The 13,089-nt window shown below is 42.7% G+C and carries 22 protein-coding genes; all 22 read right to left on the bottom strand.

Going from position 1 to position 13,089, the window contains the following annotated elements; all coding sequences use genetic code 11:
* Nucleotides 1–130: 130 nt before the first annotated feature.
* Complete coding sequence (rpsI, locus tag AC0VYV_RS01010) at nt 131–523, bottom strand: 30S ribosomal protein S9 (protein WP_048313356.1); 393 nt, start codon at nt 521–523, stop codon at nt 131–133.
* 19 nt (nt 524–542) lie between these two features.
* Entirely contained in the window at nt 543–980 is a 438-nt protein-coding gene (gene rplM, locus AC0VYV_RS01005) for a 50S ribosomal protein L13 (RefSeq protein WP_048313355.1), read from the bottom strand.
* A gap of 170 nt (nt 981–1,150) precedes the next feature.
* Nucleotides 1,151–1,891 (bottom strand): tRNA pseudouridine(38-40) synthase TruA, encoded by a 741-nt coding sequence (gene truA / locus AC0VYV_RS01000; protein WP_475374373.1) that lies wholly within the window; start codon nt 1,889–1,891, stop codon nt 1,151–1,153.
* Between the two features lie 11 nt (nt 1,892–1,902).
* Nucleotides 1,903–2,700 carry an energy-coupling factor transporter transmembrane component T family protein gene (locus AC0VYV_RS00995; RefSeq protein ID WP_194220309.1) on the bottom strand — a complete coding sequence of 266 codons (798 nt, stop codon included), beginning with the start codon at nt 2,698–2,700 and terminating at the stop codon, nt 1,903–1,905.
* Nucleotides 2,697–3,566 (bottom strand): energy-coupling factor ABC transporter ATP-binding protein, encoded by an 870-nt coding sequence (locus AC0VYV_RS00990; protein WP_194220308.1) that lies wholly within the window; start codon nt 3,564–3,566, stop codon nt 2,697–2,699. The genes AC0VYV_RS00995 and AC0VYV_RS00990 overlap by 4 nt, the downstream gene beginning before the upstream one ends.
* Entirely contained in the window at nt 3,542–4,381 is an 840-nt protein-coding gene (locus tag AC0VYV_RS00985; RefSeq protein WP_475374372.1) for an energy-coupling factor ABC transporter ATP-binding protein, read from the bottom strand. The genes AC0VYV_RS00990 and AC0VYV_RS00985 overlap by 25 nt, the downstream gene beginning before the upstream one ends.
* Nucleotides 4,382–4,684: 303 nt before the next feature.
* The gene (gene rplQ / locus AC0VYV_RS00980) at nt 4,685–5,047 is read right to left on the bottom strand and encodes a 50S ribosomal protein L17 (protein WP_098445995.1); all 363 of its coding nucleotides are present in this window, start codon (nt 5,045–5,047) and stop codon (nt 4,685–4,687) included.
* A 47-nt stretch (nt 5,048–5,094) separates the two neighbouring features.
* The gene (locus AC0VYV_RS00975) at nt 5,095–6,039 is read right to left on the bottom strand and encodes a DNA-directed RNA polymerase subunit alpha (RefSeq protein ID WP_194220306.1); all 945 of its coding nucleotides are present in this window, start codon (nt 6,037–6,039) and stop codon (nt 5,095–5,097) included.
* 244 nt (nt 6,040–6,283) lie between these two features.
* On the bottom strand, nt 6,284–6,679 hold the full coding sequence (gene rpsK, locus AC0VYV_RS00970) for a 30S ribosomal protein S11 (RefSeq protein WP_048313348.1): 396 nt from the start codon (nt 6,677–6,679) through the stop codon (nt 6,284–6,286).
* Nucleotides 6,680–6,695: 16 nt separating this feature from the next.
* Entirely contained in the window at nt 6,696–7,061 is a 366-nt protein-coding gene (gene rpsM, locus AC0VYV_RS00965) for a 30S ribosomal protein S13 (RefSeq protein ID WP_048313347.1), read from the bottom strand.
* 21 nt (nt 7,062–7,082) lie between these two features.
* Nucleotides 7,083–7,196: a 50S ribosomal protein L36 gene (rpmJ, locus tag AC0VYV_RS00960; RefSeq protein ID WP_003720928.1), complete on the bottom strand. Its 114-nt coding sequence runs from the start codon at nt 7,194–7,196 to the stop codon at nt 7,083–7,085.
* Between the two features lie 35 nt (nt 7,197–7,231).
* Complete coding sequence (gene infA, locus AC0VYV_RS00955) at nt 7,232–7,450, bottom strand: translation initiation factor IF-1 (RefSeq protein WP_098445993.1); 219 nt, start codon at nt 7,448–7,450, stop codon at nt 7,232–7,234.
* Nucleotides 7,443–7,763 carry a KOW domain-containing RNA-binding protein gene (locus AC0VYV_RS00950; RefSeq protein WP_475368290.1) on the bottom strand — a complete coding sequence of 107 codons (321 nt, stop codon included), beginning with the start codon at nt 7,761–7,763 and terminating at the stop codon, nt 7,443–7,445. Before AC0VYV_RS00950 ends, infA begins: the two co-directional genes overlap by 8 nt.
* A gap of 16 nt (nt 7,764–7,779) precedes the next feature.
* The gene (gene map / locus AC0VYV_RS00945) at nt 7,780–8,526 is read right to left on the bottom strand and encodes a type I methionyl aminopeptidase (protein ID WP_194220304.1); all 747 of its coding nucleotides are present in this window, start codon (nt 8,524–8,526) and stop codon (nt 7,780–7,782) included.
* Nucleotides 8,526–9,176, bottom strand: a complete 651-nt coding sequence (locus AC0VYV_RS00940) for an adenylate kinase (protein WP_430246594.1) — start codon at nt 9,174–9,176, stop codon at nt 8,526–8,528. Before AC0VYV_RS00940 ends, map begins: the two co-directional genes overlap by 1 nt.
* Before the next feature lie 66 nt (nt 9,177–9,242).
* Nucleotides 9,243–10,538 (bottom strand): preprotein translocase subunit SecY, encoded by a 1,296-nt coding sequence (secY, locus tag AC0VYV_RS00935; RefSeq protein WP_194220302.1) that lies wholly within the window; start codon nt 10,536–10,538, stop codon nt 9,243–9,245.
* Nucleotides 10,538–10,978 (bottom strand): 50S ribosomal protein L15, encoded by a 441-nt coding sequence (gene rplO, locus AC0VYV_RS00930; RefSeq protein WP_098445988.1) that lies wholly within the window; start codon nt 10,976–10,978, stop codon nt 10,538–10,540. The genes secY and rplO overlap by 1 nt, the downstream gene beginning before the upstream one ends.
* 29 nt (nt 10,979–11,007) lie before the next feature.
* Nucleotides 11,008–11,196, bottom strand: coding sequence for a 50S ribosomal protein L30 (gene rpmD / locus AC0VYV_RS00925; protein WP_194220301.1), 189 nt, complete (start codon nt 11,194–11,196; stop codon nt 11,008–11,010).
* A gap of 14 nt (nt 11,197–11,210) precedes the next feature.
* A complete protein-coding gene (gene rpsE / locus AC0VYV_RS00920; RefSeq protein ID WP_098445986.1) occupies nt 11,211–11,711 on the bottom strand; it encodes a 30S ribosomal protein S5 in 501 nt (166 codons plus the stop codon).
* Between the two features lie 18 nt (nt 11,712–11,729).
* A complete protein-coding gene (gene rplR, locus AC0VYV_RS00915) occupies nt 11,730–12,092 on the bottom strand; it encodes a 50S ribosomal protein L18 (protein WP_430246595.1) in 363 nt (120 codons plus the stop codon).
* Between the two features lie 30 nt (nt 12,093–12,122).
* On the bottom strand, nt 12,123–12,659 hold the full coding sequence (gene rplF, locus AC0VYV_RS00910; RefSeq protein ID WP_194220299.1) for a 50S ribosomal protein L6: 537 nt from the start codon (nt 12,657–12,659) through the stop codon (nt 12,123–12,125).
* A gap of 27 nt (nt 12,660–12,686) precedes the next feature.
* Nucleotides 12,687–13,085: a 30S ribosomal protein S8 gene (gene rpsH / locus AC0VYV_RS00905; RefSeq protein WP_048313336.1), complete on the bottom strand. Its 399-nt coding sequence runs from the start codon at nt 13,083–13,085 to the stop codon at nt 12,687–12,689.
* Nucleotides 13,086–13,089: the final 4 nt, after the last annotated feature.

Here is a 13,089-nt window from a genome sequence, read left to right as displayed (position 1 = left end):
TAAATTGGTAATTCATTCAGGCTTCAAAATGAATAATTCTCAAGTCTTTTGTTAAAAAGACCATAGTAGCAAATCTTTTCTAAATACAAAAAAACCCCTGGCCATAGGCCAGAGGTTTTGAAAAACCATATTAACGTTTTGAGAACTGAGGTGCACGACGTGCTGCTTTAAGACCGTATTTTTTACGTTCTTTCATACGAGCATCACGTGTTAGGAAGCCTGCACTCTTAAGTGTAGCGCGTGATTCCGGATCAGCTTGAAGTAGTGCACGAGCGATACCGTGACGGATTGCGCCCGCTTGTCCAGTGAATCCACCACCGTTAACATTCACGAAAATATCGTAAGTGCCTTCAGTACCAGTTTCAACTAGTGGTTGCTTAGAGATTAGCTTAAGTGTTTCAAGATCGAAATAGTCATCGATTTCACGGTTGTTAATAACCATACGTCCGTTACCAGGAAGTAAACGTACGCGTGCTACAGAGTTTTTACGTCGGCCAGTGCCGTTGTATTGTACTTGTGCCAAGTTAATTCCCTCCTTTTAATTATCCTCTTAGTTCGTATTTTTCAGGCTGTTGTGCCTGGTGATTGTGCTCGCTACCAGCGAATACATGAAGCTTTTTAATCATTTGGCGACCAAGGCTGTTCTTTGGAAGCATACCTTTGATTGCAAGTTCAAGCATTTGCTCAGAACGGTTAGTACGCATTTCAAGAGCATTTCTTGATTTCAAACCACCTGGGTGTCCACTATGACGGTAGTACATCTTGTCATTAAGTTTGTTACCAGTTAGTTCAATTTTCTCAGCGTTAAGGATGATCACATGATCACCAGTGTCAACGTGAGGTGTGAAAGTTACTTTGTTTTTACCGCGCAGGATCGCTGCTACTTCACTTGCTAGACGGCCAAGTGTTTGACCTTCAGCGTCAACGATGTACCATTTACGTTCTACTTCGTGGCCTTTAGCCATAAATGTTGTACGCATGAGTTTCCCTCCTAAAATCAATCCAATTTATTTTAAAACTAGCACAGAATTTTCATTGTCAGTTGTCAGTCAGATTTCTAAATCCGGGGCAAGTGGATGTAGAAATACCAAAGAATATCTTATAATACTGGGGCGAAAATGTCAAGTGTTTGGTAACTTTCTTTCCTTTTTTACCTATAAGAGACTTCCAATAAATAAAGCCCATGTGGTGGTGCCGTCTTTCCCGCTGTGTTTCGATCCTTTGCTTCTAAAATGGACACCATTTCATTCGCTGAGCGCCGCCCTCTCCCTATCTCAAGGAATGTTCCCATTAAAATGCGAACCATATTGTATAGGAAGCCGCTTCCTTCAAAGGTAAAAACGAGTTCATCCTGAATTCGCTCAATTTCTATTCGGTAGATGTTCCTCACTTTATTCTTCACATCAGTCTTACTAGCACAAAAGGATGTAAAGTCATGCTCCCCAATGAGGTGAGCGGCTGCACGCCTCATCTCTTTAACATTGAGCGGATGAGGTTCATGTACGGCATAGTTTCTTCTAAAAACATCTGAAGCTGCACGATTATGCACTCGATATTGATAGGTTTTGCGAACGACATCATACCTCGCATGGAAATCGCTAGGAGCGGTTTCAGTGTGTAAAACCCTCACATCCTGTGGGAGCTGAGCGTTTAATGCCCGTGTCCAATTTTCAGAAGGAATCGAAAGCGGGGTGTCAAAATGAATAATCTGCCCGTGAGCATGCACCCGAGCATCCGTTCTTCCTGATCCGGTAATCGGAATAGAGGCGCCTTTATGCATCTGCTTCAGGGCGCACTGCACTTCCTCTTGAACTGTGCGGCCATTTGGCTGAATTTGATAACCATTAAAAGCCGTCCCGTCATAAGAGAGGGTCATTTTTATTCGTTGCATCACATTCTCCCCTAACTTCTTAGAAGCAGCAAACTAACACATAGAAGGAGGAGGATAAGAAATAAGGCTGTATCTTTTCCTGACCACTTCAGTAATCGGATGCTAGTTCTTCCTTCTCCTCCACGATATCCTCTAGCCTCCATTGCCATAGCAAGATCTTCAGCACGCTTAAATGCACTTACAAAGAGAGGTACTAGCAGAGGAACAATACTTTTCAATCGTTCTTTAATTGGTCCACTAGAAAATTGCGCACCTCGTGCAGATTGTGCTTTCATAATCTTCTCAGTTTCTTCCAGAAGCGTCGGAATAAACCGAAGAGCAATAGACATCATGAGAGCAAACTCATGAACAGGAAGACCAATTTTTTTCATAGGTCCAAGTAACGTTTCAATACCTACTGTAATATCAATAGGCGTTGTCGTCAGAGTTAACAAGGAAGTAATCATGATTAAAAACAATAGCCGGAGTGAAATAAATACACCTTGCTTCAAGCCACCTTCATAAACTTCAAGAAAACCAAAATCAAACAGCAGCGGTCCCTCTTTCGTTAAAAACACATGAAGAAGAAACGTTAAAATGATAACAAGTAAAATTGGTTTTAAACCATTATAGATATAGCGCAATGGTAATTTGGATACCAGGATCGCTAGAAGTGTAAAACCACCAAGTAATGCGTAGGTAATCCAATTGTTAGCCAAGAAAACGATAATAACAAATAGAAACGCCGTTAGCAACTTCGCTCTTGGATCAAGTTTATGAATGAAGGATTGACCTGGGACGTATTGACCAATAATAATATTTTGCATCAAGAATCATCTCCTTTCTGCAAAATAGACAGGGCTGCATCAACTGCCGCATCGAGAGTAAATACACTCTTTGGCAGACTGAGATTAAAGCGTTCTTCTAGCCGATGAATGAACTTAACAGTTTCTGGTACATCAAGACTTAGTTTCTTTAACGCATCGGAATTAGCGAAAATTTCCTCAGGTTTCCCCTGAAGTGCCACACCGCCCTTTTCCATTATGACGATCTCATCGGAATACTGCGCTGCATCTTCCATGCTATGGGTCACTAGAATCGTAGTGAGGCCCTCCTCCTGATGTAAACGATAAAAGAGACTCATAATCTCCCGTCGCCCTTTAGGGTCTAGTCCAGCAGTAGGTTCATCGAGAATTAGAATAGATGGTTTCATCGCTAGTACTCCTGCAATAGCTACTCTGCGCATTTGGCCACCACTCAAATCAAACGGAGAACGGCTAAGGTATGATTGATCAAGTCCCACTTGTTCAATTAACCTCGCTGCACGCTGTTTCGCTTCTTCTTCTGATACTCCAAAATTACGAGGACCAAAGATAATATCTTTCTCTATAGTCTCTTCAAACAACTGATGTTCTGGATATTGAAAAACGATCCCTACATGCTCTCTTAGGGCTTTTAGGCGTTTTTCTTTCTCACCAGCTCGAATCAAAAAGTCGCCAATCTGAATGCTTCCTTTTGTAGGTTTAAGTAACCCATTTAAATGCTGGATCAGCGTTGATTTGCCTGAGCCTGTATGCCCAATAATCGTTTGGAAAGTACGTGCTGGGATAGATAACGATATTTCAGAGAGCGCTTTTCTTTCGAAAGGGGTCCCTCTACCATAAGAATGCTCTAAATCTTTGATTGTAATGTCCATAGCTCATTCACCAGTTCCTCTTGAGATAAAGTAAGCTTTGAGAAATCATAGCCTTTCTCACTGAGTGCTCGCTGCACCTGAAGTGGAAACGGCAAATCTAAACCAATTTGCTCAAGCATGTCACCTTTCTTAAACACAACAACCGGAAGACCTTCATCAATGACCTCTCCTGCATTCATGACGATCAATCGATCAGCTTGTGCAGCTTCTTCGAGATCATGGGTGATAGAGATCACCGTCATGCCTTCTTCGTCTTTAAGCTCACGCATTGTTTGAAGCACTTCTTTACGACCAGCTGGATCTAGCATAGAAGTGGCTTCATCTAGGATGACAATGGATGGTCTTAAGGCAATAATCCCAGCAATCGCTACACGTTGCTTTTGACCACCTGAGAGACGGTGTGGCTCTTGATCAAGGTAATCTGCCATCCGCACCTTATTCACACTCTCATGGATGCGCTCCAACATTTTTTCGCGTGCCATTCCGTTATTTTCAAGACCAAAAGCTACATCATCACGCACAGACGTACCTACAAACTGATTGTCTGGGTTTTGAAATACGATCCCCACTCTTCTTCTAATTTCCCAAATACTTTCCTCATCTCTACTGTTATATCCTTCTACGGTAACATCGCCTTTTTCAGGAAGTTGCAGCCCATTTAGAAGCTTTGCAAGTGTCGACTTCCCAGAACCATTATGTCCTACTATCGCTAGCCATTCACCCTTATGAACAGATAATGAAACATCATGCAATACATGGGGTTGCTCTTCCTGATACCGAAAGGATACATTTTGAACGGTGATTAGTTCTTCCATACTCGTTCCTCCTGCCTCTGCTAATTTCAAGCGGTGATCGCTTCAGGCAATATACTGGTGCGAAAAAAAGGCGGGCAGTTGGAACCGCCGCTTTTTCCTATCAGTATAATAAGCTTTTTAATGCGTGATATTAACTGTACTTATCCTATAAAAAAAGCCTGGCAGATGCCAGGCTTTTTTTAATGGCAAGCAGCAAATAACCACTTGAATTTGTGCGATTCAAACAAAAAAACGCACGAAAAAAGGGCATAGAATCAGTATCCAATGTCGAGATCCTGTCCCGCCCTTTTAATCAAGTGCGTCTTATACTAGCTCGATGATAACCATTTCAGCACCGTCACCGCGGCGTGGTCCAAGTTTACGGATACGAGAGTAACCGCCTTGACGCTCTGCATAACGAGGAGCGATATCGCTGAATAGTTTTTGAACTGCATCTTGACCGCTTTCTTGATCCGCTACTTCGTTACGGATGAAAGAAGCTGCTTGACGACGTGCGTGTAGATCTCCGCGTTTACCAAGCGTAATCATTTTGTCGATGAAAGAACGAAGTTCTTTCGCCTTTGATTCTGTCGTTTCAATACGTTCATTGATGATCAAATCTGTAACAAGGTCACGGAATAGCGCTTTACGCGTATCACTAGTACGACCTAACTTTTGGTATGCCATGAAGTATTCCCTCCTTTGTTGTTTATAAAATCAACAACTTTAAATATCTATTCTTCGTTACGAAGTCCAAGCCCAAGCTCTTCAAGCTTCTCTTGTACTTCTTCAAGTGACTTACGTCCAAGATTACGAACTTTCATCATGTCTTCTTCAGACTTCTGAGTCAATTCTTGAACTGTATTAATGCCAGCACGCTTCAGGCAATTGTATGAACGAACTGAGAGATCAAGCTCTTCGATAGTCATCTCAAGCACTTTCTCTTTTTGATCCTCTTCTTTTTCGACCATGATTTCAGCATTTTGAGCCTGGTCCGTTAAACCAACAAAAATGTTTAAATGTTCATTTAAAATCTTTGCACCTAACGAAACAGCTTCTTCAGGACGAATGCTTCCATCTGTCCAAACATCAAGGGTTAGTTTGTCATAATTTGTTACCTGGCCAACGCGAGTGTTTTCAACCTGGTAGTTAACACGAGAAACAGGTGTGAAGATCGAGTCAACCGGAATTACACCGATTGGCTGTTCATCATTTTTGTTTCCTTCCGCTTGTACATAGCCTCTTCCACGAATTGCAGTAACTCGCATCTGGAAACGCGCACTAGCAGAAAGGGTAGCAATATGAAGGTCAGGGTTTAAGATCTCCACGTCGCTGTCATGAGTAATATCTCCTGCTGTTACCGTTCCTGGTCCTTGTACATCAACAACCAATGTCTTCTCTTCTTCAGAGTAAACTTTCATAGCTAACTTCTTAAGATTGAGAATGATAGTTGTTACATCTTCATGTACGCCTTCAATTGTAGAGAACTCATGGAGTACTCCTTCAATTTGTACGGATGTGACAGCAGCACCAGGAAGTGAAGATAACAGGATACGACGAAGGGAGTTACCCAGGGTAGTTCCATAACCACGCTCTAATGGTTCTACAACAAACTTACCGTATTTTGCATCCTCGTTGATAGCTACCGCTTCAATTTTTGGCTTTTCGATTTCGATCATCCAACAAACCCTCCTTCAAAACGTCGAACTTCGGTTAGACATGCTGTCTAACCGAATAATCCCCTTAGGTGGTTCAAATACCAACAACCTAATTATGATTCGTCAACCGTCAACAATTTATACATTATCATTATTGACATGTTCATCAATTGTATACCGATAGATTGAATCTTTCCATAAGAGATTGTTCAAAACCAGGCATTCTCCCGAAGGGAACATCTACGTTTTTGAACTCTCTACTACCTTAGACTCTACGACGTTTTGGCGGACGGCAGCCGTTATGAGGTACTGGAGTTACGTCACGGATCGCAGTAACCTCTAGACCTACAGCTTGAAGTGCACGAATTGCAGCTTCACGACCAGCACCAGGGCCTTTAACAGAAACTTCTACAGTTTTCATGCCGTGCTCCTGTGCAGTTTTACCTGCAGTTTCAGCAGCCATTTGAGCAGCGAATGGAGTAGACTTACGAGAACCTTTGAAGCCCATGTTTCCGGAAGTTGCCCAAGAAATCGCATTTCCGTGAGTATCAGTAATCGTAATGATTGTGTTGTTAAAAGTGGAACGGATATGAGCTACTCCACTCTCAACATTCTTTTTCACGCGCTTTTTACGTGTATTTGCTTTACGTTGTTTAGCCATTTGTTAATTACCTCCCTTACTTCTTCTTGTTAGCTACTGTACGGCGAGGGCCTTTACGAGTACGAGAGTTGTTCTTCGTATGTTGACCTCGGACAGGAAGACCACGACGGTGGCGGATACCACGATAAGAACCGATTTCGATTAGACGTTTAATGTTAAGTGAGATTTCACGACGAAGATCACCCTCAACCTTAATTTTGTCTACTACTTCACGGATTTTTCCGAGCTCTTCTTCAGTTAAGTCGCGTACACGAGTGTCTTCAGAAACACCAGCGTCAACTAGAACTTGTTTCGCAGTTGTTTTACCGATTCCATAAACGTAAGTTAACGCGATTACGATGCGCTTTTCGCGTGGAACATCAATACCAGCAATACGTGCCATTACGTTGCACCTCCTTATATATTAGCCTTGTTTTTGCTTATGCTTTGGATTTTCACAGATAACCATGACTTTCCCTTTACGGCGAATAACTTTACATTTTTCACACATTGGTTTTACTGACGGTCTTACTTTCATTATTTTAACCCTCCTTATATACGGAGATTAATTTCTTATTTATATCGATACGTGATACGACCACGTGATAAGTCATATGGAGAAAGCTCAACAGTTACTTTGTCACCTGGTAGAATACGGATGTAATGCATACGTATCTTTCCGGATACGTGAGCAAGAATCTTATGACCGTTTTCGAGTTCTACTCGAAACATTGCATTCGGTAGAGGTTCGATAACCGTGCCTTCCATTTCAATTACTTCTTCTTTAGCCATCTACTTGCTCTCCCTCCTTTAAATCAATGACGTGTTCATTCATATACTTTGAGATCGCGAAACGTAGCTTGCCATTTGTGACACGGCCCGTTTCTTCAAGACTTCGCTTTACCTCAGGAGATATATACTCTACCAGCTCAAGGTGTGCGAGGTTCTTCCGCTTAGGACGATCAAACTTTCGTTTGTCACCATCGGCTAAGAAAACATAACGTTCATCAACAATCCCTACAATCACGCTATATTGTTCAGCGTCTCTTCCCCGTCTATTCCAAACGATCTGACCGATCTCGGGAACGGTATCCGACTCTTTCACGAACCATCACCTTCACTTAGGCTTTTGTTAGTATTTCATATCCTTCTTCTGTAACGGCAATCGTATGCTCGAAATGAGCACAGTTCTTACCGTCAGTTGTTACTACAGTCCAATTATCCGAAAGTGTTCGAACGTAGCGAGAGCCCAGATTCACCATTGGCTCTACTGCAAGGACCATCCCCTGCTTAAGCCTCGGTCCTTTTCCTGGAGGACCGTAATGGGGAATTTGAGGATCTTCATGAAGGTCCTGACCTACACCATGACCAACATATTCTCGTACAATCGAAAAACCCTCAGCTTCGGCATATGCTTGGATCGCATGAGAAATATCAGAAAGCCTCCTACCGGCCTTCGTCTCATTCAACCCTTTATATAACGATTCCTCGGTAACTTTTAACAACCGTTCGTCTTCTTCTGAGATAGTGCCAACAGGATAGGTCCAGGCTGAATCGCCATGATAACCATTATACTTAGCACCAATATCAATGCTAATTATATCTCCCTCCGCCAACACGCGATCTCCTGGAATACCATGTACAAGCTCTTCATTGACTGAAGCGCATATACTTCCAGTAAATCCATTGTAACCCTTAAAGGAAGGAATTGCACCAAGCTGACGAATAAACCGATCGGCAATCGTATCCAGCTCTTTTGTCGTAACTCCAGGCTTGATGTGCTTCTGTAGTTCTTGATGTGTTAACGCGACAATTTTGCCTGCTTCTCGCATGATATCAAGTTCACGAGGAGTCTTGCAAATAATCATTACGACAACCCTTTTAGGAGTTGGTCGACATCTTCAAACACCTCATTGATGTCTCTGTTGCCATCAATCGTTTTAAGATAGCCCTTGCCTTCATAAAAGGTCAACAATGGCTGCTGTTGCTGCTTGTTGACTTCGAGGCGAGTTCGCACAGTTTCTTCCTTATCATCATCACGTTGATAAAGTTCTCCACCGCACTTATCACAAATTCCATCTTCTTTAGGTGGATTAAAGATTACGTGATAGGTTGCTCCACAATTTCGGCAAACGCGACGTCCAGTCAAACGCTGCATGAGTTGATCTTCCTCGACTGCAATGTTTACCACGTAGTCAAGTTTTTTACCAAGATCGGCTAAGATCGTTTCAAGCGCATCAGCCTGTGCGACGGTTCTTGGAAAACCATCGAGGAGAAATCCTTTTTCGCAATCATCTTTTCCTAAACGCTCCCGTACTATACCGATAGTTACTTCATCAGGTACGAGGTTTCCAGAATCCATGTACTCTTTTGCTTTTAGACCAAGAGGCGTTCCTTCTTTGATCGCTGCTCGGAACATATCTCCAGTAGAGATATGAGGGATACCATACTTTTCGACAATCTTTTCTGCCTGGGTTCCTTTTCCGACACCCGGAAGCCCCATTAATACTAGATTCATCTAATCCCTCCGCACGTCACCCAATCGAGGATGAAGGAGGGGAAGAAAGCTCTTCCCGGTTTATCCTCAAGATTTAATAAAGCCTTTATAATGACGTTTAATTAATTGACTTTCAATTTGCTTCATCGTATCAAGCGCTACCCCAACAACGATCAGCAAGCTTGTTCCGCCGATTTGCAGCGTCTGCGGCAGTCCTGCTACGGTTGTGAAAAATACCGGAATAATCGATATAACAGCAAGGAAAAGTGCTCCTACAAACGTTAAACGGTAGAGAATTCGTGTAATGTACGTTTCAGTAGCATTACCCGGACGAATACCAGGAATGTATCCACCCTGTTTTTTCAGATTCTCAGCCATTTTCTCCGGATTTACCTGGACGAACGTATAGAAATACGTAAATCCAATGATGAGTAACGCATACACGACCATACCAATAGGCTGTGTATAGTCAAACACCCTTACGATCCATTCCGTTACCGAATTATCTCCGAACAACCTGGCGATCGTTGGTGGAGTAATGATCAGTGATATCGCAAAAATAACTGGAATAACACCTGCTGCATTAACTTTAATCGGTAAGTGTGTGGATTGACCACCAACTTGTCTGCGGTTAACAGTTCTTTTTGCATATTGAATTGGAATTTTACGAAGACCTTGTTGAACAAAGATAACAGCGACAACAATTGCAAGTGCAGCTAGTGCAATAATAACAAGTGTAACGATGTTAATGAACAACTCATCCTGAGAACCCTCAAACATCTGAGCATAAAGCTGATTAAGCCCTGGAGGAATTGCAGCTACAATCCCAGCAAAGATGATGATTGAAATTCCGTTTCCAACGCCTTTTGCAGTGATCTGTTCGCCTAACCACATCAAAAAAGCCGTTCCGGCTGTTAAAACAAGAGAAATATTAAGATACGTTAGTACACCGGGATTACTAATCAACTGACCTCCAACAATATTGTTAAACCCGATTGAAAGTCCAACACCTTGGACAAGTCCAAGTGCGATCGTCCCATAACGAGTAACTTGTGTTAGCTTTTTACGTCCGGCTTCGCCCTGTTTAGACCATTCGGTAAACTTAGGAACGACGTCCATTTGTAAAAGCTGCACAATGATAGAAGCAGTGATGTAAGGCATAATTCCCATGGCAAAGATGGAGAAGTTTTGCAACGCTCCACCGCCAAAGGTGTTGAGAACTCCGAAGAGACTCATTTGATCTTGAAATTGAAGTACATCTCTGTTCACACCAGGAACCGGTATGAATGTTCCGATACGGAACACGACAAGCATGAGTAGGGTGAAAATAACTTTATTTCTAATATCACCTACGCGCATAATGTTGGAGATTGCTTGGAACATTAGATCACCTCAGTATTTCCGCCTGCCGCTTCAATCGCCTCTTTTGCAGAAGCAGAGAACTTGTGGGCTTTCACGGTAAGCTTTTTCTCAAGCTTACCATTACCTAGAATCTTAATTCCAGCTTTTTCTTTGCTAACTACGCCAGATTCTAAAAGAAGCTCTGGAGAAACTTCAGTTCCATCTTCAAAACGGTTCAACGAATCAAGATTAACAATCGCGAACTCTTTACGGTTCATGTTTGTAAATCCACGTTTCGGTAGACGTTTAAAAATTGGAAGCTGTCCTCCTTCGAAACCGACGCGTACACCGCCGCCAGAACGAGCTTTTTGACCTTTTTGACCACGGCCAGATGTCTTACCGTTACCAGTAGCAATACCGCGACCAAGTCTGTTGCGTTCTTTACGAGAACCTTCAGATGGTTTTAGTTCGTGTAGTTTCATTGTGGGCACCTCCTCAATGTATAGATTTTTTACGCATCAATTTCGTTAACAGTTACAAGGTGAGATACCTTGTTGATCATACCGCGAATCGCAGGATTGTCGCTATGAACAACCGTGTGATGCATCTTTTTAAGTCCAAGTGTTTTTACCGTCACGCGTTGGTCTTGAGGGCGACCAATCACACTACGTGTGAGGGTGATTTCTAATTGCTTAGCCATCTAATTTCCCTCCCTTAACCTAGTAGCTCTTCTACAGATTTTCCACGAAGCTTCGCAACGTCTTCAGCACGCTTAAGGTTTTCAAGGCCATTAAGAGTTGCACGCACCATGTTAATCGGATTGTTAGATCCAAGAGACTTCGATAGAATGTCACCTACACCAGCGAGTTCAAGTACCGCACGAACAGGTCCGCCAGCGATAACTCCTGTACCTTCAGAAGCAGGCTTCAATAGTACGTTACCAGCTCCGAAGTGGCCTGTGATTTGGTGAGGAATTGTTGTTCCAACGACTGGAACAGTAATTAAGTTCTTTTTCGCATCTTCAATAGCTTTGCGAATAGCTTCAGGAACTTCCTGTGCTTTACCAGTTCCGAATCCAACGTGACCGTTTTTATCTCCGACAACTACGATTGCTGCAAAGCGGAAACGACGTCCACCTTTTACAACCTTCGCTACGCGGTTAACGGTAACTACGCGTTCTTCAAGTTCTAGTTTGTTAGCATCAATGCTAGGCATGAGTTAACCTCCTTTTTATTAAAATTTCAGTCCTGCTTCACGCGCTGCGTCTGCAAGAGCTTTCACACGTCCGTGATAGAGGTATCCTCCGCGGTCGAAAACCACTACAGAATAACCTGCTTCTACAGCACGCTTTGCAATTGTTTCTCCGACCTTCACAGCTGCTTCTGTGTTACCGCCGTGTTTAACGTCAATTCCTTCTTCCATACTTGAAGCTCCAACGATTGTAACACCTTTAGTGTCATCGATAAGCTGAGCATAGATGTTCTTGTTAGAACGGAATACGTTTAGACGCGGACGTTCAGTAGTACCGGTAACTGTGCGACGAACGCGAGCGTGTCTTTTTTGACGCGCTTTGTTTTTATCGGCCTTAGTGATCATTAAAGTCACTCCTTTCCGCTAGGTTTTTACCTATTTACCTGTTTTACCTTCTTTACGACGTACATATTCGCCTTCGTAACGAATTCCTTTGCCTTTATAAGGTTCTGGAGTACGGACAGCGCGGATGTTTGCTGCAACAGCTCCAACGCGTTCTTTATCGATTCCTTTAACAACAACTTTTGTGTTTGAAGGAACTTCAATGTCAATACCTTCTTCAGGTACCATCTCAACTGGGTGAGAGTACCCTACGTTAAGGATTAGTTTCTGACCGGATTTACTAGCACGGTAACCAACCCCGATGATTTCAAGACCTTTTTCAAAGCCTTTAGTCACACCTTCAACCATGTTAGCGATCAGGCTGCGAGTTGTACCGTGAAGTGCACGGTGCTCTTTATGATCTGAAGGACGAGCTACTGTTAGCACGTTCTCTTCAATGTTTACTTTGATATCAGAGCTGAATGAACGAGAAAGTTCCCCTTTAGGTCCTTTAACCGTTACAACGTCTTCTTTGATATCAATTGTTACACCACTTGGGATTTCAATCGGTTTAAGTCCGACACGTGACATAATTACACCTCCATTCTGCTTTAAGAATTACCAAACGTACGCTAGAACTTCTCCGCCTACTTGCTGTTGACGAGCTTCTTTGTCCGTCATAATTCCTTTAGAAGTAGAAACAAGAGCGATTCCTAGACCGCCAAGTACACGTGGTACTTCGTCTGCTTTAGCGTATACGCGAAGACCAGGTTTACTGATTCGCTTTAATCCAGTGATAACTCGTTCGTTATTTGAACCGTATTTTAAGAAGATACGGATGATTCCTTGTTTGCTGTCTTCGATCATTTCAACATCACGCACAAAACCTTCACGTTTGAGGATTTCAGCGATGCTTCTTTTCGAATTAGATGCAGGAAACTCAAGTTTTTCGTGACGAACAGTGTTCGCATTACGAATTCTTGTAAGCATATCTGCGATTGGATCAGTCATGACCATTAGT

It is taken from the genome of Anaerobacillus sp. QJM3NY_17, assembly GCF_056173665.1.
The sequence above is the reverse complement of the archived record's forward strand: the minus strand, read 5'-3'. Positions and strand labels throughout refer to the sequence as shown.

Coding starts and splice junctions, on each gene's coding strand:
- rplM (WP_048313355.1), bottom strand. CDS start 980: ATGCGTACAACATTTATGGCTAAAGGCCACGAAGTAGAACGTAAATGG.
- rpmJ (WP_003720928.1), bottom strand. CDS start 7,196: ATGAAAGTAAGACCGTCAGTAAAACCAATGTGTGAAAAATGTAAAGTT.
- AC0VYV_RS00940 (WP_430246594.1), bottom strand. CDS start 9,176: ATGAATCTAGTATTAATGGGGCTTCCGGGTGTCGGAAAAGGAACCCAG.
- rplR (WP_430246595.1), bottom strand. CDS start 12,092: ATGATCACTAAGGCCGATAAAAACAAAGCGCGTCAAAAAAGACACGCT.
- rplO (WP_098445988.1), bottom strand. CDS start 10,978: ATGAAACTACACGAACTAAAACCATCTGAAGGTTCTCGTAAAGAACGC.
- map (WP_194220304.1), bottom strand. CDS start 8,526: ATGATTATTTGCAAGACTCCTCGTGAACTTGATATCATGCGAGAAGCA.
- AC0VYV_RS00990 (WP_194220308.1), bottom strand. CDS start 3,566: ATGGACATTACAATCAAAGATTTAGAGCATTCTTATGGTAGAGGGACC.
- infA (WP_098445993.1), bottom strand. CDS start 7,450: ATGGCTAAAGAAGAAGTAATTGAAATGGAAGGCACGGTTATCGAACCT.
- rplQ (WP_098445995.1), bottom strand. CDS start 5,047: ATGGCATACCAAAAGTTAGGTCGTACTAGTGATACGCGTAAAGCGCTA.
- rpsM (WP_048313347.1), bottom strand. CDS start 7,061: ATGGCACGTATTGCTGGTATTGATGTTCCACGCGAAAAGCGCATCGTA.
- rpsH (WP_048313336.1), bottom strand. CDS start 13,085: ATGGTCATGACTGATCCAATCGCAGATATGCTTACAAGAATTCGTAAT.
- rpsE (WP_098445986.1), bottom strand. CDS start 11,711: ATGCCTAGCATTGATGCTAACAAACTAGAACTTGAAGAACGCGTAGTT.
- rplF (WP_194220299.1), bottom strand. CDS start 12,659: ATGTCACGTGTCGGACTTAAACCGATTGAAATCCCAAGTGGTGTAACA.
- truA (WP_475374373.1), bottom strand. CDS start 1,891: ATGCAACGAATAAAAATGACCCTCTCTTATGACGGGACGGCTTTTAAT.
- rpmD (WP_194220301.1), bottom strand. CDS start 11,196: ATGGCTAAGCAATTAGAAATCACCCTCACACGTAGTGTGATTGGTCGC.
- AC0VYV_RS00985 (WP_475374372.1), bottom strand. CDS start 4,381: ATGGAAGAACTAATCACCGTTCAAAATGTATCCTTTCGGTATCAGGAA.
- secY (WP_194220302.1), bottom strand. CDS start 10,538: ATGTTCCAAGCAATCTCCAACATTATGCGCGTAGGTGATATTAGAAAT.
- rpsK (WP_048313348.1), bottom strand. CDS start 6,679: ATGGCTAAACAACGTAAAGCAAATACACGTAAAAAGCGCGTGAAAAAG.
- AC0VYV_RS00975 (WP_194220306.1), bottom strand. CDS start 6,039: ATGATCGAAATCGAAAAGCCAAAAATTGAAGCGGTAGCTATCAACGAG.